The following is a 24,081-nucleotide window of genomic DNA, read 5'->3' as shown; positions in this document are numbered from 1 at the left end:
GAACCCGATGACCGCGAAGATCTCCTACGACGACGTCGAGGTCGGCACCGAACTGCCCGCCCAGAAATTCGGCGTGACCCGCGCCACCCTCGTCCGTTACGCGGGTGCCTCCGGCGACTTCAACCCCATCCACTGGAACGAGAAGTTCGCCAAGGAGGTCGGCCTCCCCGACGTCATCGCGCACGGCATGTTCACCATGGCCGAGGCGATCCGCGTCGTCACCGACTGGACCGGCGACCCGGGCGCGGTCGTCGAGTACGGCGTCCGCTTCACCAGGCCCGTCGTCGTCCCCAACGACGACGAGGGCGCCACCATCGAGGTCAGCGCCAAGGTCGGCGCCAAGCTCGACGACAACACCGTCCGCGTCGACCTCACGGCCATGAGCGCCGGCCAGAAGGTCCTCGGCATGTCCCGGGCGGTCGTACGACTGGCCTGACGGCCCCGCCGCGCGGCCGCACCCCCACGGTCCCCCGCCCCTCCCGGGTGCGGGGGTCTCGTACTCTTGAGCCCGTGCAGGAACTCCACGACGCCCCCCTCGCCCCGCTGACCACCTTCCGGCTGGGCGGGCCCGCGCGACGGCTGATCACCGCGACCACCGACGACGAGGTCGTCGCCGCCGTCCGCGAGGCCGACGACACCGGTACGCCGCTGCTGCTCATCGGGGGCGGCTCCAACCTGGTGATCGGGGACCAGGGCTTCGCCGGAACCGCGCTGGTCATCGCCACGAAGGGCTTCGCGCTCGACGGGACACGGCTGGAGCTGGCCGCCGGCGAGGTGTGGACCGACGCGGTCGCCCGGACCGTCGAGGCCGGGCTCGCCGGGATCGAGTGCCTGGCCGGCATCCCCGGCTCCGCGGGCGCCACCCCGATCCAGAACGTCGGCGCGTACGGCCAGGAGGTCGCCTCCACCCTCACCGAGGTCGTCGCCTACGACCGCCGCACCCGCGAGACGATCACCGTCCCGAACACCGAGTGCGTCTTCTCCTACCGCCACAGCCGCTTCAAGGACGAGCCCGAGCGGTACGTCGTCCTGCGGGTCCGGTTCGAACTGGAGGACGCGGACGGCCTGTCGGGGCCGATCAAGTACGCCGAGACGGCCCGCGCGCTCGGCGTCGAACCCGGCGACCGGGTGCCCCTCGCCGACGCCCGTGAGACCGTGCTGAAGCTGCGCGCCGGGAAGGGCATGGTGCTCGACGCCGAGGACCACGACACCTGGTCCGCCGGATCGTTCTTCACCAACCCGATCCTCACCGACGAGCAGTTCGCCGCCTTCCACGCGCGCGTGCGCGAGCGCCTCGGGGACGACGTCACCCCGCCCGCCTACGCCGCCGGCGACGGCCACACCAAGACCTCCGCCGCCTGGCTGATCGACAAGGCCGGCTTCACCAAGGGCTACGGCACCGGCCCCGCCCGCATCTCCACCAAGCACACCCTGGCCCTCACCAACCGGGGCGCCGCCACCACCGAGGACCTGCTCGCCCTGGCCCGCGAGGTCGTCACCGGAGTCCGGGACGCCTTCGGGATCACCCTGGTCAACGAGCCGGTGACGGTCGGCGTCAGCCTCTAGGACGCGTCGGCCCCGGCCGGGCCGGTGAGCCAGTCGTCCACCCCCGCCAGCAGCTTCGTCCGCTCCAGCTCCGGGGCTGCCGACGCCCGGATCGACTGCCGGGCCAGCTCCGCCAACTCCGCGTCCGTGAAGCCGTGGTGGTGGCGGGCGATCTCGTACTGGGCCGCGAGGCGCGAGCCGAACAGCAGCGGGTCGTCCGCGCCGAGCGCCATCGGCACACCGGCCTCGAACAGCGTCCGCAGCGGGACGTCCTGGTGTTTCTCGTAGACACCGAGCGCGACGTTCGAGGCCGGGCACACCTCGCAGGTGATCTGGCGGTCCGCCAGCCGCTTCAGCAGCCGCGGATCCTCCGCAGCGCGCACCCCGTGCCCGATCCGGGAGGCGTGCAGGTCGTCCAGGCAGTCCCGCACCGACGACGGACCGCTCAGCTCACCGCCGTGCGGCGTCGACAGCAGGCCCCCCTCGCGGGCGATCGCGAAGGCCCGGTCGAAGTCCCGTGCCATGCCCCGGCGTTCGTCGTTGGAGAGCCCGAAGCCCACCACACCCCGGTCCGCGTACCGCACCGCCAGGCGGGCCAGCGTGCGCGCGTCCAGCGGGTGCTTCATCCGGTTCGCCGCCACCAGCACCCGCATCCCGAGCCCGGTCTCCCGCGCCGTCGTGTCGACCGCGTCCAGGATGACCTCCAGCGCCGGGATCAGCCCGCCCAGCCGGGGCGCGTACGACGTCGGGTCCACCTGGATCTCCAGCCAGCCCGAACCGTCCCGTACATCCTCCTCCGCGGCCTCCCGCACCAGCCGCTGGATGTCGTCGGGCTCCCTGACGCAACTGCGCGCCGCGTCGTACAGCCGCTGGAACCGGAACCACCCTCGCTCGTCCGTCGCCCGCAGCCGCGGCGGTTCCCCGCTGGTCAGCGCCTCCGTCAGCGCCTCGGGCAGCCGTACCCCGTACTTGTCGGCGAGTTCCAGCACGGTCGTGGGCCGCATCGACCCGGTGAAGTGCAGATGCAGATGGGCCTTGGGCAGTTCAGAGAGATCACGTACACGCTCCATCGCCCGATCCTGCCGCACGCCCGTGCCGTCCCGGAAGCGGAATCCTCGAACGTGGTCTTGCTCGCACATATGAATAAGGGGCCACATCGGGAAATCCCGATGTGGCCCCCGAAGGCTGTGGACCTCAGTCCGTCGCCTCCGCCAGCAGCTTCTGTACGCGGGAGACACCCTCGACGAGATCCTCGTCACCCAGGGCGTACGACAGACGCAGATAGCCGGGGGTGCCGAAGGCCTCGCCGGGGACGACCGCGACCTCGGCCTCCTCCAGGATCAGCGCGGCCAGTTCGACCGTGTCCTGGGGGCGCTTGCCGCGGATCTCCTTGCCGATCAGCTCCTTCACCGACGGGTAGGCGTAGAACGCACCCTCGGGCTCCGGGCAGAACACGCCGTCGATCTCGTTGAGCATCCGCACGATCGTCTTGCGGCGGCGGTCGAAGGCCTCCTTCATCTTCTCCACGGCCGACAGGTCGCCGGAGACTGCGGCCAGCGCGGCCACCTGCGCCACGTTGGAGACGTTCGACGTGGCGTGCGACTGGAGGTTGGTCGCGGCCTTGACGACGTCCTTGGGGCCGATGACCCAGCCCACGCGCCAGCCGGTCATCGCGTACGTCTTCGCGACACCGTTGACCACGATGGTCTTGTCGGCCAGCTCGGGGACGACCACCGGCAGCGAGTGGAACTCGGCGTCGCCGTAGACCAGGTGCTCGTAGATCTCGTCGGTCAGGACCCACAGGCCCTTCTCGGCGGCCCAGCGGCCGATCTCCTCGACCTGCGCGCGCGTGTAGACCGCGCCGGTCGGGTTGGAGGGGGAGACGAAGAGGAGCACCTTCGTGTTCTCCGTGCGGGCCGCCTCCAACTGCTCGACGGAGACCCGGTAGCCCGTGGTCTCGTCGGCGATGACCTCGACCGGGACACCGCCGGCGAGACGGATCGACTCCGGGTACGTCGTCCAGTACGGCGCCGGGACGATGACCTCGTCGCCCGGGTCGAGGATCGCGGCGAACGCCTCGTAGATGGCCTGCTTGCCGCCGTTGGTGACGAGGACCTGCGACGCGTCGACCTCGTAGCCGGAGTCACGCAGGGTCTTCGCGGCGATCGCGGCCTTCAGCTCGGGCAGACCACCGGCCGGCGTGTAGCGGTGGTACTTCGGGTTCTTGCAGGCCTCGACGGCCGCCTCGACGATGTAGTCCGGGGTCGGGAAGTCGGGCTCACCGGCGCCGAAGCCGATCACCGGGCGCCCGGCGGCCTTGAGGGCCTTGGCCTTGGCGTCCACGGCGAGGGTGGCGGACTCGGAGATCGAGCCGATGCGCGCGGAGACCCGGCGCTCGGTGGGAGGGGTTGCAGCGCTCATGGCCCCCATCGTTTCAGACAGGAAACGCGCCGGGCACGCGGGTTTCACAGACTGAACAGCAACGGAACAACCGTCCGTATCCGCGGCCGGAAACAGTCGATCTTCGACGGGCAACGCCCCACCGGACGCTTTCTGTTCGACGACAGGCCTCGGACCACGTATGCTCTCTCCTCGTTGGCCTTCACCGGCCGCGCCCTCCAGGTGCACACTGAGCACCCGGTCGGATGCGGTACGTTGGGGGAGAACCGCAAAGGGTCGTAGCTCAATTGGTAGAGCACTGGTCTCCAAAACCAGCGGTTGGGGGTTCAAGTCCCTCCGGCCCTGCTACACACTCCTCACGCCAGGATGTGTGCGCATGTACGTACAGCAATGTTCCGCCGTGCGGCTCAGACCGGGCGCGGCACGGCCACGACCCGGACCGGAATCAGGTGAGGATGAATGACGGACGCCGTGGGCTCCATCGACACGCCTGATGCCCAGGACGAGGTGCCCGAGGACAAGAAGAAGACCCGCAAGGGCGGCAAGCGCGCCAAGAAGGGCCCGCTGAAGCGCCTCGCGCTCTTCTACCGCCAGATCGTCGCGGAGCTGCGGAAGGTCGTCTGGCCGACCCGCTCCCAGCTGACGACCTACACCACGGTGGTCATCGTCTTCGTCGTCATCATGATCGGTCTTGTTACTGTGATTGACTTCGGCCTCGACAAGGCCGCCAAGTACGTCTTCGGCTGAGCCGAGAGCGAAGGGCGCCGTTACCTGGCGCCCCTTTCGCGTGTTCCACCCCCATGATCCAGGAAGAAGCAGCCACGTGTCTGACCCGAACCTGAAGGACGCCATGGAGCCTCGCGGTGAAGGTGCCGAGTCCGTGGATGACGAACTCGACATCGTCGAGGGAGCAGACTCCGAGGACGGCGTCGACGAGTTCGAGACTGCCGAGGCCGAGGCGGGGGAGCCGGCCGAGGAAGAGGCCCTGCACGTCGAGGACGACTCCGACGACGCGGACGCCGACGAGGATGAGGACGAGGCGGCCGACGAGGCCGTCGAGGAGGAGACCGAGCCGGTCGACCCCGTCCAGGCCCTCCGTGAGGAACTGCGCACCCTGCCCGGCGAGTGGTACGTGATCCACACCTACGCCGGTTACGAGAACCGCGTGAAGACCAACCTCGAACAGCGCGCCGTCTCGCTGAACGTCGAGGACTTCATCTTCCAGGCCGAGGTGCCGCAGGAAGAGGTCGCGCAGATCAAGAACGGCGAGCGCAAGACGATCCGCCAGAACAAGCTCCCCGGCTACGTTCTCGTCCGCATGGACCTGACGAACGAGTCCTGGGGCGTCGTCCGCAACACCCCCGGCGTCACCGGCTTCGTGGGCAACGCCTACGACCCGTACCCGCTGACCCTGGACGAGATCGTCAAGATGCTCGCGCCGGAGGCCGAGGAGAAGGCCGCCCGTGAGGCCGCCGAGGCCGAGGGCAAGCCGGCGCCCGCCCGCAAGGTCGAGGTCCAGGTGCTGGACTTCGAGGTCGGCGACTCGGTCACCGTCACGGACGGCCCGTTCGCCACGCTGCAGGCGACCATCAACGAGATCAACGCGGACTCGAAGAAGGTCAAGGGCCTCGTGGAGATCTTCGGCCGCGAGACCCCGGTCGAGCTGTCGTTCGACCAGATCCAGAAGAACTGAGTCCTGAGGGACTGAGTTCATCGGAGCGCCGTAACCCACGCTTCCGACCAGGTCAGGCGAGCTGTCCGCAGCTTGTCTGACCTGCTCGGTTTTTGGCCGCGCATCTGTACCCGCTATCGTTGTGCGGTATGCCTTCATCTGGCCGCGAACCGGATGAGGGCGCACTCGAACCGAAAGGACCCGGAGAGTAATGCCTCCCAAGAAGAAGAAGGTCACGGGGCTCATCAAGCTCCAGATCAACGCCGGTGCGGCGAACCCGGCCCCGCCGGTCGGCCCCGCGCTCGGTCAGCACGGCGTCAACATCATGGAGTTCTGCAAGGCCTACAACGCCGCGACCGAGTCGCAGCGTGGCTGGGTGATCCCGGTGGAGATCACGGTCTACGAGGACCGCTCCTTCACCTTCGTCACCAAGACGCCGCCGGCCGCGAAGATGATCCTCAAGGCCGCGGGTGTCGAGAAGGGCTCCGGCGAGCCGCACAAGACCAAGGTCGCCAAGATCACCGAGGCGCAGGTCCGTGAGATCGCCACGACCAAGCTCCCCGACCTGAACGCCAACGACCTGGACGCCGCGTCGAAGATCATCGCCGGCACCGCCCGTTCCATGGGCATCACGGTCGAGGGCTGAGTCCCACCTTCGTAGAATCCTGCGGCTCGCGAAGCCGCACGTGGCAGGGCCTGCTCGGCCCGTACACCACGACTCCTTTCAGAACACACAGGAGCAGTTGTGAGCAAGCGCAGCAAGTCTCTCCGCGCTGCGGACGCCAAGGTCGACCGGGACAAGCTCTACGCCCCGCTCGAGGCCGTCCGTCTCGCCAAGGAGACCTCCACGTCCAAGTTCGACGGCACCGTCGAGGTCGCCTTCCGTCTGGGTGTCGACCCGCGCAAGGCCGACCAGATGGTTCGTGGCACCGTGAACCTCCCGCACGGCACCGGTAAGACCGCCCGGGTCCTGGTCTTCGCGACCGGTGACCGTGCCGAGGCCGCGACCGCCGCCGGCGCCGACATCGTCGGCTCCGACGAACTGATCGACGAGGTGGCGAAGGGCCGTCTGGACTTCGACGCCGTCGTCGCCACCCCGGACCTCATGGGCAAGGTCGGCCGCCTCGGCCGCGTGCTCGGTCCCCGTGGTCTCATGCCGAACCCCAAGACCGGCACCGTGACCCCGGACGTCGTGAAGGCCGTCAACGACATCAAGGGCGGCAAGATCGAGTTCCGCGTCGACAAGCACTCGAACCTGCACTTCATCATCGGCAAGACGTCGTTCGACGACACCAAGCTGGTGGAGAACTACGCCGCGGCGCTGGAGGAGATCCTCCGTCTGAAGCCGTCGGCCGCGAAGGGTCGCTACATCAAGAAGGCCGCGATCAGCACCACGATCGGCCCCGGCATTCCGGTCGACTCCAACCGCACCCGCAACCTCCTCGTCGAGGAGGACCCGGCCGCCGTCTGAGCCTGACGCTCACCGGCAGCCGCGTCGCGGACGCACAGCCCTAGGACGAGCCCCGCACCTTTCGAGGTGCGGGGCTCGTCCCTTTCCGGCATACGGGCATACGGGTCCTGTGCGGGTCTTTCCGGCGTACGGGTGGGCATACGCGCGTGAATGTGCTGCCCTGGTGTGCGGAGCACGGTGAATCTCCCTGGGGGTGGGGACGGATGACCAGGACGACCACGTGTCGCCGTACGGCTGTGTCGTTCGCGGTGGTGGCCGCGCTGACGGGGGTGGTGGCCTGCGGCTCCCCGGACTCGGGTGGGGGCGGCGGGGGCGATCCGCTCGCGGCGCTGAAGCTCGCGGACGCGTCCACCCGCGACGCCGACTCGTCGAGGATCGAGTCCACCGGCGACCTCGGCGAGCTGATGTCCATCGAGGCGGACGGCGAGGTCGACTGGGCCGACGGCCTCGACGGCACCATGACCATCACCTACACCGGCGGCCAGGCGGCCGAGCAGATGCGCCGCCTCGGCATCACCTCGACCGAGGCCCGCTATCTGCCCGACGCCTACTACGCGGACATGGGCGACCTGTTCGCCGGGCAGTACGGCGGCAAGCGGTGGATCAGGTACGCGTACGAGGACATGGACGAGATGATCGGCGGGGCCTCCGGCGCCTATGTGCAGGAGCACTTCAAGAGCGTCACGCCGAACCAGTCCGTACGGCTCCTGCTGGCCTCCGGCGATGTCGAGAAGGTCGGCGAGGAGGACGTGCGCGGGGAGTCGACCACGCACTACGCGGGCACCGTCAGCGTCGCCGACCTCCAGGAGCGGAACGCCAACCTCGGCGAGGAGATGCGGGCCGAACTGGAGGAGCAGCTCGAGGCGGCCGGCATCACCACCGTCGACATCGACCTCTGGATCGACGAGGACGACCTGCTCGTCAAGAAGGTCGAGAAGGCCGCCACCGCGAACGGCACGGTGAACTCCACCGTCCACTACAGCGACTACGGCGTCGACGTCTCCACCGAGGAGCCGCCGGCCGCCGAGACGGTCGACTACAAGGACCTGATGAGGACCCTGCCGACGAGCTGAATTCGGGGGACAGCCACGCCCGGGCGGCGCTAGTGTCCAGCCGTCCCACAGAGGTGGGGCGTGAGGGACCAGGGGGACACATGAGGTTTGCCGTGCACGGCTCCGCAGGCTCCGTACGTCGCCGCGGAGCCGTCGGCGTCGCCGTCGTGGCCGCGTTGCTCGGCGGAGCAACCGGCTGCGGCTCGGAGGCGGAGGCGGAGACACCGCCGAAGACGCCCGCCGAGGCCGTGGCCCGGGCCGCCGAGCGGACCACGGAGGTCGCGTCGCTGCGGTACCGGGTGACCGGCACCCTGCCGGAGCACGGGAAGATGCGGGTCGAGGCGGCGATGACCGCTCGGCCGACCGCGATGCGCATGGATGTGACCGGGCTGGGCGCGAGCGAGGGCGAGCCCATGGACCTGCGGTTCGCCGACGGGGTGCTCTACGCCGAGGGGGACCCGGCCGCCATCGGCGCCCCGGCGGACAAGGAGTGGATCAGCGTCGGGCCGGCCGTGTGGGGGCGGGGCGGCGCGGAGAACAACACGTACCGCGTCCTGCCCACCGCGTTGGAGGCGAGCCCTCTCGCGCAGTCCACACTCCTGACCGGCGCGAAGAAGGTCCGCAAGGTCGGTACCGGGACGGTCGACGGGAGCGGGACCACGCACTACCGGGGAACGGTCACCTGGAACAGCTTGCGGGACGCCCAGACGGCCGCCCGGGACAAGGCGACCCGGGAGCTGCGGACGACCAGCCTCGACCAGTTCATGATGCTGGACATCGAGGAGACGCTCACCATGGACCTGTGGGTCGACGACGACGGCCGGGCCAAGCGGTACCGGCTCCGGGGGGAGACCGAGGCCCTGAAGGACGGGCGGATGGTCGACACGGGCCCGCTCGACCTGACCGTCACCCTTCTTGACTTCGATCGGCCGGTGACCGTCGAGACCCCGCCGGCCGAGGACACCGTCGACCTCGCGGAGCGGGTGGACGGGGCGGGAGAGGGCTGAGTGCCGCCGCCCTCAGGGAGCGGATTTGCTTGACACGCCGTGTGTCATCTAACCTTCCGGAGAAGCCAAAGACCGCTGGTCGTTGCCGTGCGCTTGCAAGAGGGCGCGGTGGCCGAAGGATCCGCTGAACAGCGGACGACCCGCGCAGGTGACTGTGGAAGTTGCTCCTGGTCCGGTTCCGTGATCGTACGGAATTCGTCCGGTCGAGCTACGCCCCGTGCGCCTGCGCCGGGGCGTTTCGTTTGTTCTCGGCCCCTTCCGAGCGGTCCTCATCACCCGGAAGGAGGCCGACGCTCTATGGCAAGGCCCGACAAGGCTGCCGCGGTGGCCGAGCTCACGGAGCAGTTCCGTAGCTCGAACGCCGCCGTGCTGACCGAGTACCGGGGTCTCACCGTGGCGCAGCTCAAGAACCTGCGCCGTTCGCTCGGTGAAGACGCCCAGTACGCCGTGGTGAAGAACACGCTGACCAAGATCGCGGCCAACGAGGCCGGGATCTCGACGCTCGACGACCTGTTCAACGGTCCGACGGCGGTTGCCTTCATCACCGGTGACCCGGTGACGTCGGCGAAGGGTCTTCGTGACTTCGCCAAGGACAACCCGAACCTCGTCATCAAGGGCGGTGTCCTTGACGGCAAGGCTCTGTCCGCCGACGAGATCAAGAAGCTTGCGGACCTCGAGTCCCGCGAGGTTCTGCTCGCCAAGCTGGCGGGCGCCTTCAAGGGCAAGCAGACCCAGGCTGCTCAGGTCTTCCAGGCGCTCCCGTCGAAGCTCGTCCGCACCGTGGACGCGCTTCGTGCCAAGCAGGCCGAGCAGGGCGGTGCCGAGTAATTCGGCTCGCGCATTGATCCGCGCCGTCTGAGGCGCGGGTCGTAGCGGGCCGTAAGTACGCCCGCCGTATCGATACATCCGGCACCTGCCGAAATTAGTGGAAGGATCGCCCATCATGGCGAAGCTCAGCCAGGAAGACCTGCTCGCGCAGTTCGAGGAGATGACCCTCATCGAGCTCTCCGAGTTCGTGAAGGCCTTCGAGGAGAAGTTCGACGTCACCGCCGCCGCGGCCGTCGCCGTTGCCGGCCCCGCCGTCCCCGGCACCCCGGCCGAGGCCGCTGAGGAGCAGGACGAGTTCGACGTCATCCTCACGGGTGCCGGCGACAAGAAGATCCAGGTCATCAAGGTCGTGCGTGAGCTGACCTCCCTGGGTCTGAAGGAGGCCAAGGACCTCGTGGACGGCGCCCCGAAGCCCGTTCTCGAGAAGGTCGCCAAGGAGGCCGCGGAGAAGGCCGCCGAGTCCCTCAAGGGCGCCGGCGCCTCCGTCGAGGTCAAGTAAGGCCCACGGGTCCGTACCGGACCCGCTGCTCGCACACGGCCCCCGACGTGGGGCTGTAACGCGGACGCACTGAAAGGCGATCACCCATGTGGGTGGTCGCCTTTCGGCGTTCGGGGACGTCGAGTGACGGCTGCCTTGCACTGTCGGTGGCGGCGAGTATGGTGATCTTCGTCGTGCCTCCGAGCACCCCTGGTGACCGGCCGCGAGTGACGATCGCAGCATCTGGTTCGGGCATGGGGGGCCTTGACGAACTGCACGCAGCGCGCAATTCTCAGGACGCGTCGTCACACGGATCCGAACTCCGAGGCATGGATCGACGGCGAAGAGGGCAGTATCGATGTGCATCGAGGGCGTGGCTTGCCGCAGGCGTTGAGGAACAACGAGGGTTTCCGAGGGTCCGTAAACCCGCACTGGACATCAGTGGGCCAACTGGCTACACTGACCCTTTGCGCTGCCTGTTAGCTGCCTCCTGCCCGTCACCAGGGGCATGCCCTCGCTCGAGCACCGACGATTGAACGTCCCTCAACTGGGGCTTTCCATCTCCGCGCCCGGTCGAGGGGGCCGGTACGCGCGTAGTGAGTCCGAGCCCTCGGAAGGACCCCCTCTTGGCCGCCTCGCGCAACGCCTCGACCGCGAATACGAACCCCGCCGCCAGCACCGCCCCGCTGCGCATCTCTTTTGCAAAGATCAAGGAGCCTCTCGAGGTTCCCAACCTGCTCGCGCTGCAGACCGAGAGCTTTGACTGGCTGCTCGGCAACACCGCCTGGCAGAGTCGGGTCGAGGAGGCTCTGGAGAACGGACAGGACGTCCCCACCAAGTCCGGTCTGGAGGAGATCTTCGAGGAGATCTCCCCGATCGAGGACTTCTCCGGGTCGATGTCGCTGACGTTCCGCGACCACCGCTTCGAGCCGCCGAAGAACAGCATCGACGAGTGCAAGGACCGCGACTTCACGTACGCGGCCCCGCTCTTCGTCACCGCCGAGTTCACCAACAACGAGACCGGCGAGATCAAGTCCCAGACGGTCTTCATGGGCGACTTCCCGCTCATGACCCACAAGGGCACCTTCGTCATCAACGGCACCGAGCGTGTCGTGGTGTCGCAGCTGGTCCGTTCGCCGGGTGTCTACTTCGACTCCTCCATCGACAAGACGTCCGACAAGGACATCTTCTCCGCCAAGATCATCCCGTCCCGGGGTGCCTGGCTGGAGATGGAGATCGACAAGCGCGACATGGTCGGTGTGCGCATCGACCGCAAGCGCAAGCAGTCCGTGACCGTCCTCCTCAAGGCACTCGGCTGGACCACCGAGCAGATCCTGGAGGAGTTCGGCGAGTACGAGTCCATGCGCGCCACCCTGGAGAAGGACCACACCCAGGGGCAGGACGACGCGCTGCTCGACATCTACCGCAAGCTGCGTCCGGGCGAGCCCCCCACGCGTGAGGCCGCGCAGACGCTGCTGGAGAACCTGTACTTCAACCCCAAGCGCTACGACCTCGCGAAGGTCGGCCGCTACAAGGTCAACAAGAAGCTGGGTGCGGAGGCTCCGCTCGACGCGGGCGTCCTGACCGTCGAGGACGTCATCTCGACGATCAAGTACCTGGTGAAGCTGCACGCGGGCGAGACCGAGACGGCCGCGGACAACGGCCAGACGATCGTCGTCGAGACCGACGACATCGACCACTTCGGCAACCGTCGTCTGCGCAGCGTCGGCGAGCTCATCCAGAACCAGGTCCGTACGGGTCTGGCGCGTATGGAGCGAGTCGTCCGCGAGCGCATGACGACCCAGGACGTCGAGGCGATCACGCCCCAGACCCTGATCAACATCCGGCCGGTCGTCGCCTCCATCAAGGAGTTCTTCGGCACCAGCCAGCTGTCGCAGTTCATGGACCAGAACAACCCGCTGTCGGGTCTGACGCACAAGCGTCGTCTCTCGGCGCTGGGTCCCGGTGGTCTGTCCCGTGAGCGGGCCGGCTTCGAGGTCCGTGACGTGCACCCCTCGCACTACGGCCGCATGTGCCCGATCGAGACGCCCGAAGGCCCGAACATCGGTCTGATCGGCTCGCTCGCCTCCTACGGCCGCGTCAACGCGTTCGGTTTCGTGGAGACGCCGTACCGACGGGTCACCGACGGCATCGTCACCGACGAGGTCGACTACCTGACGGCCGACGAAGAGGACCGCTTCGTCATCGCGCAGGCCAACGCCACGCTCGACGACGACATGCGCTTCACCGAGAACCGCGTCCTGGTCCGCCGTCGTGGCGGCGAGGTCGACTACGTCCCCGGTGACGACGTCGACTACATGGACGTCTCGCCGCGCCAGATGGTGTCGGTCGCGACCGCCATGATCCCCTTCCTGGAGCACGACGACGCCAACCGTGCCCTCATGGGCGCGAACATGATGCGTCAGGCCGTGCCGCTCATCAAGAGCGAGTCCCCGCTCGTCGGCACCGGCATGGAGTACCGCTCCGCCGTCGACGCCGGCGACGTGGTCAAGGCCGAGAAGGCGGGTGTGGTCCAGGAGGTCTCCGCGGACTACATCACCACCACCAACGACGACGGCACGTACATCACGTACCGCCTGGCCAAGTTCGCCCGTTCCAACCAGGGCACCTCGGTCAACCAGAAGGTCATCGTCAACGAGGGCGACCGGATCATCGAGGGCCAGGTCCTGGCCGACGGTCCGGCCACCGAGAACGGCGAGATGGCCCTCGGCAAGAACCTGCTCGTGGCGTTCATGCCGTGGGAGGGTCACAACTACGAGGACGCGATCATCCTGTCGCAGCGCCTCGTGCAGGACGACGTCCTCTCCTCGATCCACATCGAGGAGCACGAGGTCGACGCCCGTGACACCAAGCTCGGCCCGGAGGAGATCACCCGGGACATCCCGAACGTCTCCGAGGAGGTCCTCGCCGACCTCGACGAGCGCGGCATCATCCGCATCGGTGCCGAGGTCGTCGCCGGCGACATCCTGGTCGGCAAGGTCACGCCCAAGGGTGAGACCGAGCTGACCCCGGAGGAGCGCCTGCTCCGCGCGATCTTCGGTGAGAAGGCCCGTGAGGTCCGTGACACCTCGCTGAAGGTGCCGCACGGCGAGATCGGCAAGGTCATCGGCGTCCGCGTCTTCGACCGTGAGGAGGGCGACGAGCTGCCGCCGGGCGTGAACCAGCTGGTTCGTGTCTACGTGGCGCAGAAGCGCAAGATCACGGACGGTGACAAGCTCGCCGGCCGTCACGGCAACAAGGGTGTCATCTCCAAGATCCTGCCGATCGAGGACATGCCGTTCCTGGAGGACGGCACCCCGGTCGACATCATCCTCAACCCGCTGGGTGTGCCGTCCCGAATGAACCCGGGACAGGTGCTGGAGATCCACCTCGGCTGGCTCGCCAGCCGCGGCTGGGACGTCTCCGGCCTCGGCGAGGACTGGGCGAAGCGTCTGCAGGTCATCGGCGCCGACTCCGTCGCCCCCGGCACCAACGTCGCGACCCCGGTCTTCGACGGTGCCCGCGAGGACGAGCTGGCCGGCCTGCTCCAGCACACCATCCCGAACCGCGACGGCGAGCGCATGGTGCAGCCGACCGGTAAGGCGAGGCTGTTCGACGGCCGCTCCGGTGAGCCGTTCCCGGACCCGATCTCGATCGGGTACATGTACATCCTCAAGCTGCACCACCTGGTTGACGACAAGCTGCACGCCCGGTCGACCGGTCCGTACTCGATGATCACCCAGCAGCCGCTGGGTGGTAAGGCCCAGTTCGGTGGCCAGCGCTTCGGTGAGATGGAGGTGTGGGCGCTGGAGGCTTATGGCGCCGCGTACGCCCTCCAGGAGCTGCTGACCATCAAGTCCGACGACGTGACCGGCCGCGTGAAGGTCTACGAGGCCATCGTCAAGGGCGAGAACATTCCTGAGCCCGGCATCCCCGAGTCCTTCAAGGTGCTCATCAAGGAGATGCAGTCCCTGTGCCTCAACGTGGAGGTGCTGTCCTCGGACGGCATGTCCATCGAGATGCGCGACACCGACGAGGATGTCTTCCGCGCTGCGGAGGAGCTTGGCATCGACCTGTCCCGGCGCGAGCCGAGCAGCGTCGAAGAGGTCTGACGGGAGTTCGGCGGCCTTCGCCATGAAGGCCGCCGGCCCCAGGACCCCCGTATCAGACCCCATGACTTACAACCCTGAGAGGGATTGACGCATAGTGCTCGACGTCAACTTCTTCGACGAGCTCCGGATCGGTCTGGCCACCGCTGACGACATCCGTCAGTGGAGCCACGGCGAGGTCAAGAAGCCCGAGACGATCAACTACCGCACGCTCAAGCCCGAAAAGGACGGACTCTTCTGCGAGAAGATCTTCGGTCCGACCCGGGACTGGGAGTGCTACTGCGGCAAGTACAAGCGCGTCCGCTTCAAGGGCATCATCTGTGAGCGCTGTGGCGTCGAGGTCACGCGCGCCAAGGTGCGCCGTGAGCGGATGGGCCACATCGAGCTCGCCGCTCCCGTCACCCACATCTGGTACTTCAAGGGCGTTCCGTCGCGGCTGGGCTACCTGCTCGACCTCGCCCCGAAGGACCTGGAGAAGGTCATCTACTTCGCGGCGTACATGATCACGTACGTCGACGAGGAGCGCCGTACGCGTGACCTGCCCTCGCTGGAGGCGCACGTCTCCGTCGAGCGGCAGCAGATCGAGAACCGTCGGGACGCCGACCTGGAGGCCCGCGCCAAGAAGCTCGAGACCGACCTGGCCGAGCTGGAGGCCGAGGGCGCCAAGGCCGACGTGCGCCGCAAGGTGCGCGAAGGTGCCGAGCGCGAGATGAAGCAGCTGCGCGACCGTACGCAGCGCGAGATCGACCGTCTCGACGAGGTGTGGACCCGGTTCAAGAACCTCAAGGTCCAGGACCTGGAGGGCGACGAGCTCCTCTACCGCGAGCTGCGTGACCGCTTCGGCACGTACTTCGACGGTTCGATGGGTGCCGCGGCGCTGCAGAAGCGCCTGGAGTCCTTCGACCTGGACGAGGAGGCCGAGCGCCTCCGCGAGATCATCCGCACCGGCAAGGGCCAGAAGAAGACCCGTGCGCTCAAGCGCCTCAAGGTCGTCTCCGCGTTCCTGCAGACCAGCAACAGCCCCAAGGGCATGGTGCTCGACTGCGTGCCGGTCATCCCGCCGGACCTCCGCCCGATGGTGCAGCTGGACGGTGGCCGCTTCGCGACCTCCGACCTGAACGACCTGTACCGCCGTGTGATCAACCGGAACAACCGTCTGAAGCGGCTTCTCGACCTCGGCGCGCCCGAGATCATCGTGAACAACGAGAAGCGCATGCTCCAGGAGGCCGTCGACGCGCTGTTCGACAACGGCCGTCGTGGTCGTCCGGTCACCGGTCCCGGTAACCGCCCGCTGAAGTCCCTCAGCGACATGCTGAAGGGCAAGCAGGGTCGATTCCGTCAGAACCTGCTCGGCAAGCGTGTGGACTACTCCGCGCGTTCGGTGATCGTCGTCGGTCCGCAGCTGAAGCTGCACCAGTGCGGTCTGCCGAAGGCGATGGCGCTGGAGCTCTTCAAGCCGTTCGTGATGAAGCGGCTCGTGGACCTCAACCACGCGCAGAACATCAAGAGCGCCAAGCGCATGGTGGAGCGCGGCCGCACCGTCGTGTACGACGTCCTCGAAGAGGTCATCGCCGAGCACCCGGTGCTGCTGAACCGTGCTCCCACCCTGCACCGCCTCGGCATCCAGGCCTTCGAGCCGCAGCTGGTCGAGGGCAAGGCCATCCAGATCCACCCGCTCGTCTGCACCGCGTTCAACGCGGACTTCGACGGTGACCAGATGGCCGTCCACCTGCCGCTCTCCGCGGAGGCGCAGGCCGAGGCCCGCATCCTGATGCTGTCCTCGAACAACATCCTCAAGCCCGCCGACGGCCGTCCGGTGACGATGCCGACCCAGGACATGGTCCTCGGTCTGTTCTTCCTCACCACCGACGGCGAGCTCCGTGACACCAAGGGCGAGGGGCGTTCGTTCGCTTCCACGGCCGAGGCGATCATGGCGTTCGACGCCGACGAGCTCGCGCTGCAGTCCGCGGTGGACATCCGCTTCCCGGTGGGCACCATCCCGCCGCGCGGCTGGACCCCGCCGGAGCGCGAGGAGGGCGAGCCGGAGTGGCAGCAGGGTGACAGCTTCCGGCTGAAGACCACGCTGGGCCGTGCGCTCTTCAACGAGCTGCTGCCCGAGGACTACCCGTTCGTCGACTACTCGGTGGGCAAGAAGCAGCTCTCCGAGATCGTCAACGACCTCGCCGAGCGCTACCCCAAGGTCATCGTGGCGGCGACGCTCGACAACCTGAAGGCGGCCGGCTTCTACTGGGCGACCCGTTCCGGTGTCACCGTGGCCATCTCCGACGTCGTCGTTCCCGAGGCGAAGAAGGAGATCGTCCGCGGGTACGAGGCGCAGGACGAGAAGGTCCAGAAGCAGTACGAGCGCGGTCTGATCACCAAGGAAGAGCGCACGCAGGAGCTCATCGCGATCTGGACCAAGGCGACCAACGAGGTCGCCGAGGCGATGAACGCGAACTTCCCCAAGACGAACCCCATCTTCATGATGGTTGACTCGGGTGCCCGAGGAAACATGATGCAGATGCGGCAGATCGCCGGTATGCGTGGTCTGGTGTCGAACGCGAAGAACGAGACCATCCCGCGTCCCATCAAGGCCTCGTTCCGTGAGGGTCTGTCGGTGCTGGAGTACTTCATCTCCACGCACGGTGCCCGTAAGGGTCTGGCGGACACCGCCCTGCGTACCGCCGACTCGGGTTACCTGACCCGTCGTCTGGTGGACGTCTCGCAGGACGTCATCATCCGCGAGGAGGACTGCGGCACCGAGCGCGGTCTGAAGCTGCGGATCGCCTCGGAGGACGAGACCGGGGTCCTGCGCAAGGCCGAGGACGTCGAGACCAGCGTCTACGCCCGCATGCTCGCCGAGGACGTCGTCATCGACGGCAAGGTGATCGCGCCGGCCAACGTGGACCTGGGCGACGTGCTCATCGACCAGCTCGTGCACCACGGTGTCGAGGAGGTCAAGACCCGCTCGATCCTGACCTGTGAGTCCAAGGTCGGTACGTGTGCCATGTGCTACGGCCGCTCCCTGGCCACCGGCAAGCTGGTCGACATCGGTGAGGCGGTCGGCATCATCGCCGCCCAGTCCATCGGTGAGCCCGGTACCCAGCTGACGATGCGTACCTTCCACACCGGTGGTGTGGCCGGTGACGACATCACGCAGGGTCTGCCGCGTGTCGTCGAGCTCTTCGAGGCCCGTACGCCCAAGGGTGTCGCGCCGATCTCCGAGGCGGCCGGTCGCGTCCGCATCGAGGAGACGGAGAAGACCAAGAAGATCGTCATCACGCCGGACGACGGCAGCGACGAGACGGCGTTCCCGATCTCGAAGCGTGCCCGTCTGCTGGTGAGCGAGGGCGAGCACGTCGAGGTGGGCCAGAAGCTCACCGTGGGTGCCACCAACCCGCACGACGTGCTGCGCATCCTGGGTCAGCGTGCCGTCCAGGTCCACCTGGTCGGCGAGGTCCAGAAGGTCTACAACTCGCAGGGTGTGTCGATCCACGACAAGCACATCGAGATCATCATCCGGCAGATGCTGCGCCGTGTGACGATCATCGAGTCCGGCGACGCCGAGCTGCTGCCCGGTGAGCTGGTCGAGCGCTCGAAGTTCGAGACCGAGAACCGTCGTGTGGTCCAGGAGGGCGGTCACCCGGCCTCCGGTCGTCCGCAGCTGATGGGTATCACCAAGGCCTCGCTGGCGACGGAATCCTGGCTGTCGGCCGCCTCCTTCCAGGAGACGACCCGAGTCCTGACGGACGCGGCGATCAACGCCAAGTCCGACAGCCTCATCGGCCTCAAGGAGAACGTCATCATCGGTAAGCTCATCCCGGCCGGTACGGGTCTGTCCCGCTACCGCAACATCCGGGTGGAGCCGACCGAGGAGGCCAAGGCCGCGATGTACTCGGCCGTCGGCTACGACGACATCGACTACTCGCCGTTCGGCACGGGCTCCGGCCAGGCCGTCCCGCTGGAGGACTACGACTACGGTCCGTACAACCAGTAGGCGAGCGGTTGCAGTTGCTTGAGTTGAGGGGCGGTCACCTTCGGGTGGCCGCCCTTCGGCGTTCCGTCCGGGGTGCCCGGCGCGGGCGTACGGATGTTCGGTGTGGCAGAACCGGGACAGAAGCGGTGCGGGGAACCGATGCCATGCGGCGTGCGTTGTCGCATCATGGAGGGACAACCAGTCCGGGGGAGTGTTTCTCGTGTCGAACCCGTCGTGGCAGCCGATGCCCTGGCAGCAGCAGGCGCAGGGCAGCAGCCCGTCCCTGCTCGCCGCCCATGCCGACCGTGAGCGTGCCGTCGATGTACTGAAGGCGGGCTTCTCCGAAGGGCGTCTCCCGCAGGACGAGTACGAGAGGCGCGTCGAGAGGGCCTATCAGGCGCGTACGGTGGGGGAGTTGGCTCTCCTGGTCGCCGACCTGCCCCAGGGGCCCTCAGCGATGCAGCCGAGCGCCATGGCACCCATGACGCCGATGGTCCCGAGAACGTTCATGCCGGCGCCCGTGCTGCCCCCGCCCACCAACAGCAAGGCCGTGGGCGCGATGGTCTGCGGTGTGCTCACGACCATGTCGTTCGGGCTCACCGGCATTCCGGCGGTCATCCTGGGCCACACCGCCCGCGCGGAGATCAAGCGCACAGGTGAGGGCGGTGAGGGCTTTGCTCTCGCCGGCGTCATCCTGGGCTGGCTCTCCGTGGCGGGCTGGGCGTTCTTCCTCCTGCTTTTCATGATCGCGGGAGTGTCGTCGAGCAGCGGGATCTGAGGCCCGGAGGCGCTCATTGGCGCGGATGTGCCCGTCCTTAAACCCCCGCCTGCCCATTTGTTTTGACCATAGCGAATGAGGTAGGTACGCTCAGACCTTGTGCCTGGGGTGTGCCCTGGCTCTCGTGCGTGCCTTCAACCGCACAGGGGGAGCCGTAAGCGGCCGCCGTACTCTGCGCCCTTTCTGCCTCGCGGCGGGAGTTCCGCAGTTTCGACACACCCGACCGCGTGGGTCGGCGAATGTTCCAGGTTAGCTTCACCATTCGGCACACAGAAACCGGAGAAGTAGTGCCTACGATCCAGCAGCTGGTCCGTAAGGGCCGGCAGGACAAGGTCGAGAAGAACAAGACGCCCGCACTCGAGGGTTCGCCCCAGCGTCGCGGCGTCTGCACGCGTGTGTTCACGACCACCCCGAAGAAGCCGAACTCGGCCCTGCGTAAGGTCGCGCGTGTGCGTCTGACCAGCGGGATCGAGGTCACCGCTTACATTCCGGGTGAGGGACACAACCTGCAGGAGCACTCCATCGTGCTCGTGCGCGGCGGCCGTGTGAAGGACCTGCCCGGTGTTCGCTACAAGATCATCCGCGGTTCGCTTGACACCCAGGGTGTCAAGAACCGCAAGCAGGCCCGCAGCCGCTACGGCGCCAAGAAGGAGAAGTAAGAATGCCTCGTAAGGGCCCCGCCCCGAAGCGCCCGGTCATCATCGACCCGGTCTACGGTTCTCCTCTGGTGACCTCCCTCATCAACAAGGTGCTGCTGAACGGCAAGCGCTCCACCGCCGAGCGCATCGTGTACGGCGCCATGGAGGGCCTGCGCGAGAAGACCAGCAACGACCCGGTCATCACGCTGAAGCGCGCGCTGGAGAACATCAAGCCGACCCTCGAGGTCAAGTCCCGCCGTGTCGGTGGTGCGACGTACCAGGTTCCGATCGAGGTCAAGCCCGGTCGCGCCAACACGCTCGCGCTGCGCTGGCTGGTCGGTTACTCCCGCGCCCGTCGCGAGAAGACCATGACCGAGCGTCTGCTCAACGAGCTTCTCGACGCGTCCAACGGCCTCGGTGCCGCTGTGAAGAAGCGCGAGGACACCCACAAGATGGCCGAGTCCAACAAGGCCTTCGCGCACTACCGCTGGTAGTCGCAACCCACATCGAGACCGAGAGAAGACTGAAGCCTTATGGCTACCACTTCACTTGACCTGGCCAGGGTCCGCAACATCGGGATCATGGCCCACATCGACGCGGGCAAGACGACCACCACCGAGCGGATCCTCTTCTACACCGGCGTCAGCTACAAGATCGGTGAGGTCCACGACGGCGCTGCCACCATGGACTGGATGGAGCAGGAGCAGGAGCGTGGCATCACGATCACCTCTGCTGCCACCACCTGTCACTGGCCGCTCGAGGACAACGACTACACGATCAACATCATCGACACCCCGGGTCACGTCGACTTCACGGTCGAGGTGGAGCGTTCGCTCCGCGTGCTCGACGGTGCTGTCACGGTGTTCGACGGTGTCGCCGGAGTCGAGCCGCAGTCCGAGACCGTGTGGCGTCAGGCCGACCGCTACGGTGTGCCGCGCATCTGCTTCGTGAACAAGCTGGACCGTACGGGCGCGGAGTTCCACCGCTGTGTGGACATGATCTCCAGCCGCCTGGGCGCCGTCCCGCTCGTCATGCAGCTGCCGATCGGCGCCGAGATGGACTTCAAGGGCGTTGTGGACCTGGTCCGCATGAAGGCGCTCGTGTGGTCCGCCGAGGCCGCCAAGGGCGAGATGTACGACGTCGTCGACATCCCGGCCACGCACACCGAGGCTGCCGAGGAGTACCGCGGCAAGCTGGTCGAGGCCGTCGCGGAGAACGACGACGAGATCATGGAGCTGTTCCTGGAGGGCCAGGAGCCCACCGAGGAGCAGCTGTACGCCGCGATCCGTCGCATCACCATCGCGTCCGGCAAGTCCGACGGCGTCACCGTCACCCCGGTGTTCTGTGGCACCGCGTTCAAGAACAAGGGCGTCCAGCCCCTGCTCGACGCGGTCGTGCGCTACCTCCCGACCCCGCTCGACGTCGAGGCCATCGAGGGCCACGACGTCAAGGACCCCGAGGTCGTGGTCAAGCGCAAGCCGTCCGACGACGAGCCGCTGTCCGCGCTGGCGTTCAAGATCATGAGCGACCCGCACCTCGGCAAGCTCACCTTCGTCCGGGTCTACTCGGGCCGCCTGGAGTCCGGCACCGCCGTGCTGAACTCCGTCAAGGGCAAGAAGGAGCGCATCGGCAAGATCTACCGCATGCACGCGAACAAGCGTGAGGAGATCGAGTCGGTGGGCGCCGGCGACATCATCGCCGTCATGGGTCTGAAGCAGACCACGACCGGTGAGACGCTGTGCGACGACAAGCAGCCGGTGATCCTGGAGTCCATGGACTTCCCGGCGCCGGTCATCCAGGTCGCCATCGAGCCCAAGTCCAAGGGTGACCAGGAGAAGCTGGGTGTCGCCATCCAGCGTCTCGCGGAGGAGGACCCCTCCTTCCAGGTTCACTCGGACGAGGAGACCGGCCAGACCATCATCGGTGGTATGGGCGAGCTGCACCTCGAGGTGCTGGTCGACCGTATGCGCCGTGAGTTCAAGGTCGAGGCCAACGTCGGCAAGCCGCAGGTCGCCTACCGCGAGACGATCCGCAAGGCCGTCGAGCGCGTCGACTACACGCACAAGAAGCAGACTGGTGGTACCGGCCAGTTCGCCAAGGTGCAGATCGCGATCGAGCCGATCGAGGGCGGCGACGCCTCGTACGAGTTCGTGAACAAGGTCACCGGTGGCCGCATCCCGAAGGAGTACATCCCTTCGGTGGACGCCGGTGCGCAGGAGGCCATGCAGTTCGGCATCCTCGCGGGCTACGAGATGACGGGCGTCCGCGTGACGCTCATCGACGGTGGCTACCACGAGGTCGACTCCTCCGAGCTCGCGTTCAAGATCGCCGGTTCGCAGGCCTTCAAGGAGGCCGCGCGCAAGGCCAGCCCCGTGCTGCTCGAGCCGATGATGGCCGTCGAGGTCACCACGCCCGAGGACTACATGGGTGAGGTCATCGGCGACATCAACTCCCGCCGTGGTCAGATCCAGGCCATGGAGGAGCGGGCCGGTGCCCGCGTCGTGAAGGGCCTCGTGCCCCTCTCGGAGATGTTCGGCTACGTCGGAGACCTCCGCAGCAAGACCTCGGGTCGCGCAAGCTACTCGATGCAGTTCGACTCCTACGCCGAGGTTCCGCGGAACGTCGCCGAGGAGATCATCGCGAAGGCCAAGGGCGAGTAACGCACCGCGTTCCACGCACCGCGTCCACACGCTTTAGGCTTGACTCCGGAGCCTCAGGGGGCAAACACCCGCCAACACGGGTGTTTGCCCAAGGACCCGGACTTTCCAGCAAAGATCACCTGGCGCCGATGAAGCAAGGCGTTCCAGAACCACTCCCAGGAGGACCCCCGTGGCGAAGGCGAAGTTCGAGCGGACTAAGCCGCACGTCAACATCGGCACCATCGGTCACATCGACCACGGTAAGACGACCCTCACGGCCGCCATTACCAAGGTGCTGCACGACGCGTTCCCGGACCTGAACGAGGCCTCGGCGTTCGACCAGATCGACAAGGCTCCCGAGGAGCGCCAGCGCGGTATCACCATCTCCATCGCGCACGTCGAGTACCAGACGGAGACCCGTCACTACGCCCACGTCGACTGCCCCGGTCACGCGGACTACATCAAGAACATGATCACGGGTGCGGCGCAGATGGACGGCGCCATCCTCGTTGTCGCCGCCACCGACGGCCCGATGCCGCAGACCAAGGAGCACGTGCTCCTGGCCCGCCAGGTCGGCGTTCCGTACATCGTCGTCGCCCTGAACAAGGCCGACATGGTGGACGACGAGGAGATCCTGGAGCTCGTCGAGCTCGAGGTCCGTGAGCTGCTCTCCGAGTACGAGTTCCCGGGCGACGACCTGCCGGTCGTCAAGGTCTCGGCGCTCAAGGCCCTTGAGGGCGACAAGGAGTGGGGCCAGTCCGTCCTCGACCTGATGAAGGCCGTCGACGAGAACATCCCGCAGCCCGAGCGTGACGTCGACAAGCCGTTCCTGATGCCGATCGAGGACGTCTTCACGATCACCGGTCGTGGCACCGTCGTCACCGGTCGTATCGAGCGTGGTGTCCTCAAGGTCAACGAGACCGTCGACATCGTCGGTATCAAGCAGGACAAGACCACCACCACGGTCACCGGCATCGAGATGTTCCGCAAGCTGCTCGACGAGGGCCAGGCCGGTGAGAACGTCGGTCTGCTCCTCCGTGGCATCAAGCGCGAGGACGTCGAGCGCGGCCAGGTCATCATCAAGCCCGGTTCGGTCACGCCGCACACCGAGTTCGAGGCCCAGGCCTACATCCTGTCCAAGGACGAGGGTGGCCGCCACACGCCGTTCTTCAACAACTACCGCCCGCAGTTCTACTTCCGTACGACGGACGTGACCGGCGTGGTGACCCTCCCCGAGGGCACCGAGATGGTCATGCCCGGCGACAACACGGAGATGAAGGTTGAGCTCATTCAGCCCATCGCCATGGAAGAGGGCCTGAAGTTCGCCATCCGTGAGGGTGGCCGCACGGTGGGCGCCGGCCAGGTCACCAAGATCAACAAGTAAGCTTGTCGGTCTGACCTGGTAGCTCCAGCACAGCTGAGCTCCTGAAGGGGCCCGTACGACTTCGGTCGTACGGGCCCTTTCGCTGTGCGGGCTCGAAACTATTC

General features: G+C 67.1%; 19 protein-coding genes and 1 tRNA gene. 18 read left to right on the top strand and 2 right to left on the bottom strand.

Annotation, left to right across the window (positions count from 1 at the left end):
* Window positions 1-7 precede the first annotated feature (7 nt).
* Together PUR53_RS08485 and PUR53_RS08480 are read left to right on the top strand one after the other, a co-directional pair.
* A complete protein-coding gene (locus PUR53_RS08485) occupies window positions 8-436 on the top strand; it encodes a MaoC family dehydratase (protein WP_329895728.1) in 429 nt (142 codons plus the stop codon).
* A gap of 74 nt (window positions 437-510) precedes the next feature.
* Window positions 511-1,566 (top strand): UDP-N-acetylmuramate dehydrogenase, encoded by a 1,056-nt coding sequence (locus PUR53_RS08480; RefSeq protein WP_329907884.1) that lies wholly within the window; start codon window positions 511-513, stop codon window positions 1,564-1,566.
* Here PUR53_RS08480 and PUR53_RS08475 read toward each other — a convergent pair.
* Both PUR53_RS08475 and PUR53_RS08470 read right to left on the bottom strand, forming a co-directional pair.
* Window positions 1,563-2,615, bottom strand: coding sequence for an adenosine deaminase (locus PUR53_RS08475; protein WP_329895730.1), 1,053 nt, complete (start codon window positions 2,613-2,615; stop codon window positions 1,563-1,565). The two genes, PUR53_RS08480 and PUR53_RS08475, sit on opposite strands and share 4 nt — an antisense overlap.
* Before the next feature lie 124 nt (window positions 2,616-2,739).
* On the bottom strand, window positions 2,740-3,966 hold the full coding sequence (locus PUR53_RS08470; protein WP_329907883.1) for a pyridoxal phosphate-dependent aminotransferase: 1,227 nt from the start codon (window positions 3,964-3,966) through the stop codon (window positions 2,740-2,742).
* A gap of 251 nt (window positions 3,967-4,217) precedes the next feature.
* Here PUR53_RS08470 and PUR53_RS08465 point away from each other — a divergent pair.
* The 16 genes from PUR53_RS08465 to tuf all read left to right on the top strand — a co-directional run bounded on the left by PUR53_RS08465 (window position 4,218) and on the right by tuf (window position 23,977).
* Window positions 4,218-4,290, top strand: a tRNA-Trp gene (locus tag PUR53_RS08465).
* A gap of 114 nt (window positions 4,291-4,404) precedes the next feature.
* The gene (secE, locus tag PUR53_RS08460) at window positions 4,405-4,692 is read left to right on the top strand and encodes a preprotein translocase subunit SecE (protein WP_033528314.1); all 288 of its coding nucleotides are present in this window, start codon (window positions 4,405-4,407) and stop codon (window positions 4,690-4,692) included.
* Window positions 4,693-4,768: 76 nt separating this feature from the next.
* Complete coding sequence (gene nusG, locus PUR53_RS08455) at window positions 4,769-5,638, top strand: transcription termination/antitermination protein NusG (RefSeq protein ID WP_329895732.1); 870 nt, start codon at window positions 4,769-4,771, stop codon at window positions 5,636-5,638.
* 190 nt (window positions 5,639-5,828) lie between these two features.
* Window positions 5,829-6,263 carry a 50S ribosomal protein L11 gene (gene rplK / locus PUR53_RS08450; protein WP_005481290.1) on the top strand — a complete coding sequence of 145 codons (435 nt, stop codon included), beginning with the start codon at window positions 5,829-5,831 and terminating at the stop codon, window positions 6,261-6,263.
* Window positions 6,264-6,362: 99 nt separating this feature from the next.
* Window positions 6,363-7,088: a 50S ribosomal protein L1 gene (gene rplA, locus PUR53_RS08445; protein ID WP_329895733.1), complete on the top strand. Its 726-nt coding sequence runs from the start codon at window positions 6,363-6,365 to the stop codon at window positions 7,086-7,088.
* A 203-nt stretch (window positions 7,089-7,291) separates the two neighbouring features.
* Complete coding sequence (locus tag PUR53_RS08440) at window positions 7,292-8,161, top strand: hypothetical protein (protein ID WP_329907882.1); 870 nt, start codon at window positions 7,292-7,294, stop codon at window positions 8,159-8,161.
* Window positions 8,162-8,241: 80 nt separating this feature from the next.
* A complete protein-coding gene (locus PUR53_RS08435; protein WP_329907880.1) occupies window positions 8,242-9,147 on the top strand; it encodes a hypothetical protein in 906 nt (301 codons plus the stop codon).
* 297 nt (window positions 9,148-9,444) lie between these two features.
* On the top strand, window positions 9,445-9,975 hold the full coding sequence (rplJ, locus tag PUR53_RS08430) for a 50S ribosomal protein L10 (RefSeq protein ID WP_239756712.1): 531 nt from the start codon (window positions 9,445-9,447) through the stop codon (window positions 9,973-9,975).
* Window positions 9,976-10,090: 115 nt separating this feature from the next.
* On the top strand, window positions 10,091-10,474 hold the full coding sequence (gene rplL / locus PUR53_RS08425; RefSeq protein ID WP_045559440.1) for a 50S ribosomal protein L7/L12: 384 nt from the start codon (window positions 10,091-10,093) through the stop codon (window positions 10,472-10,474).
* Between the two features lie 605 nt (window positions 10,475-11,079).
* Window positions 11,080-14,565, top strand: a complete 3,486-nt coding sequence (gene rpoB, locus PUR53_RS08420) for a DNA-directed RNA polymerase subunit beta (protein ID WP_329895736.1) — start codon at window positions 11,080-11,082, stop codon at window positions 14,563-14,565.
* Between the two features lie 94 nt (window positions 14,566-14,659).
* Window positions 14,660-18,559: a DNA-directed RNA polymerase subunit beta' gene (locus PUR53_RS08415; RefSeq protein ID WP_329907879.1), complete on the top strand. Its 3,900-nt coding sequence runs from the start codon at window positions 14,660-14,662 to the stop codon at window positions 18,557-18,559.
* Window positions 18,560-18,782: 223 nt separating this feature from the next.
* Window positions 18,783-19,316 carry a DUF1707 and DUF4190 domain-containing protein gene (locus PUR53_RS08410; RefSeq protein WP_329895755.1) on the top strand — a complete coding sequence of 178 codons (534 nt, stop codon included), beginning with the start codon at window positions 18,783-18,785 and terminating at the stop codon, window positions 19,314-19,316.
* 287 nt (window positions 19,317-19,603) lie between these two features.
* Entirely contained in the window at window positions 19,604-19,975 is a 372-nt protein-coding gene (gene rpsL / locus PUR53_RS08405; RefSeq protein ID WP_003948652.1) for a 30S ribosomal protein S12, read from the top strand.
* Window positions 19,976-19,977: 2 nt separating this feature from the next.
* Window positions 19,978-20,448 (top strand): 30S ribosomal protein S7, encoded by a 471-nt coding sequence (gene rpsG / locus PUR53_RS08400; protein WP_005481264.1) that lies wholly within the window; start codon window positions 19,978-19,980, stop codon window positions 20,446-20,448.
* Between the two features lie 39 nt (window positions 20,449-20,487).
* A complete protein-coding gene (gene fusA, locus PUR53_RS08395; RefSeq protein ID WP_045559443.1) occupies window positions 20,488-22,614 on the top strand; it encodes an elongation factor G in 2,127 nt (708 codons plus the stop codon).
* A 169-nt stretch (window positions 22,615-22,783) separates the two neighbouring features.
* Window positions 22,784-23,977, top strand: coding sequence for an elongation factor Tu (gene tuf / locus PUR53_RS08390; RefSeq protein ID WP_033528329.1), 1,194 nt, complete (start codon window positions 22,784-22,786; stop codon window positions 23,975-23,977).
* The last annotated feature ends 104 nt before the right edge of the window (window positions 23,978-24,081 follow it).

The organism is Streptomyces sp. SP18BB07 (genome assembly GCF_036322545.1).
In the GTDB taxonomy this organism is placed as follows: domain Bacteria; phylum Actinomycetota; class Actinomycetes; order Streptomycetales; family Streptomycetaceae; genus Streptomyces; species Streptomyces deccanensis.
This window is presented reverse-complemented; position numbering and strand designations above follow the sequence as displayed.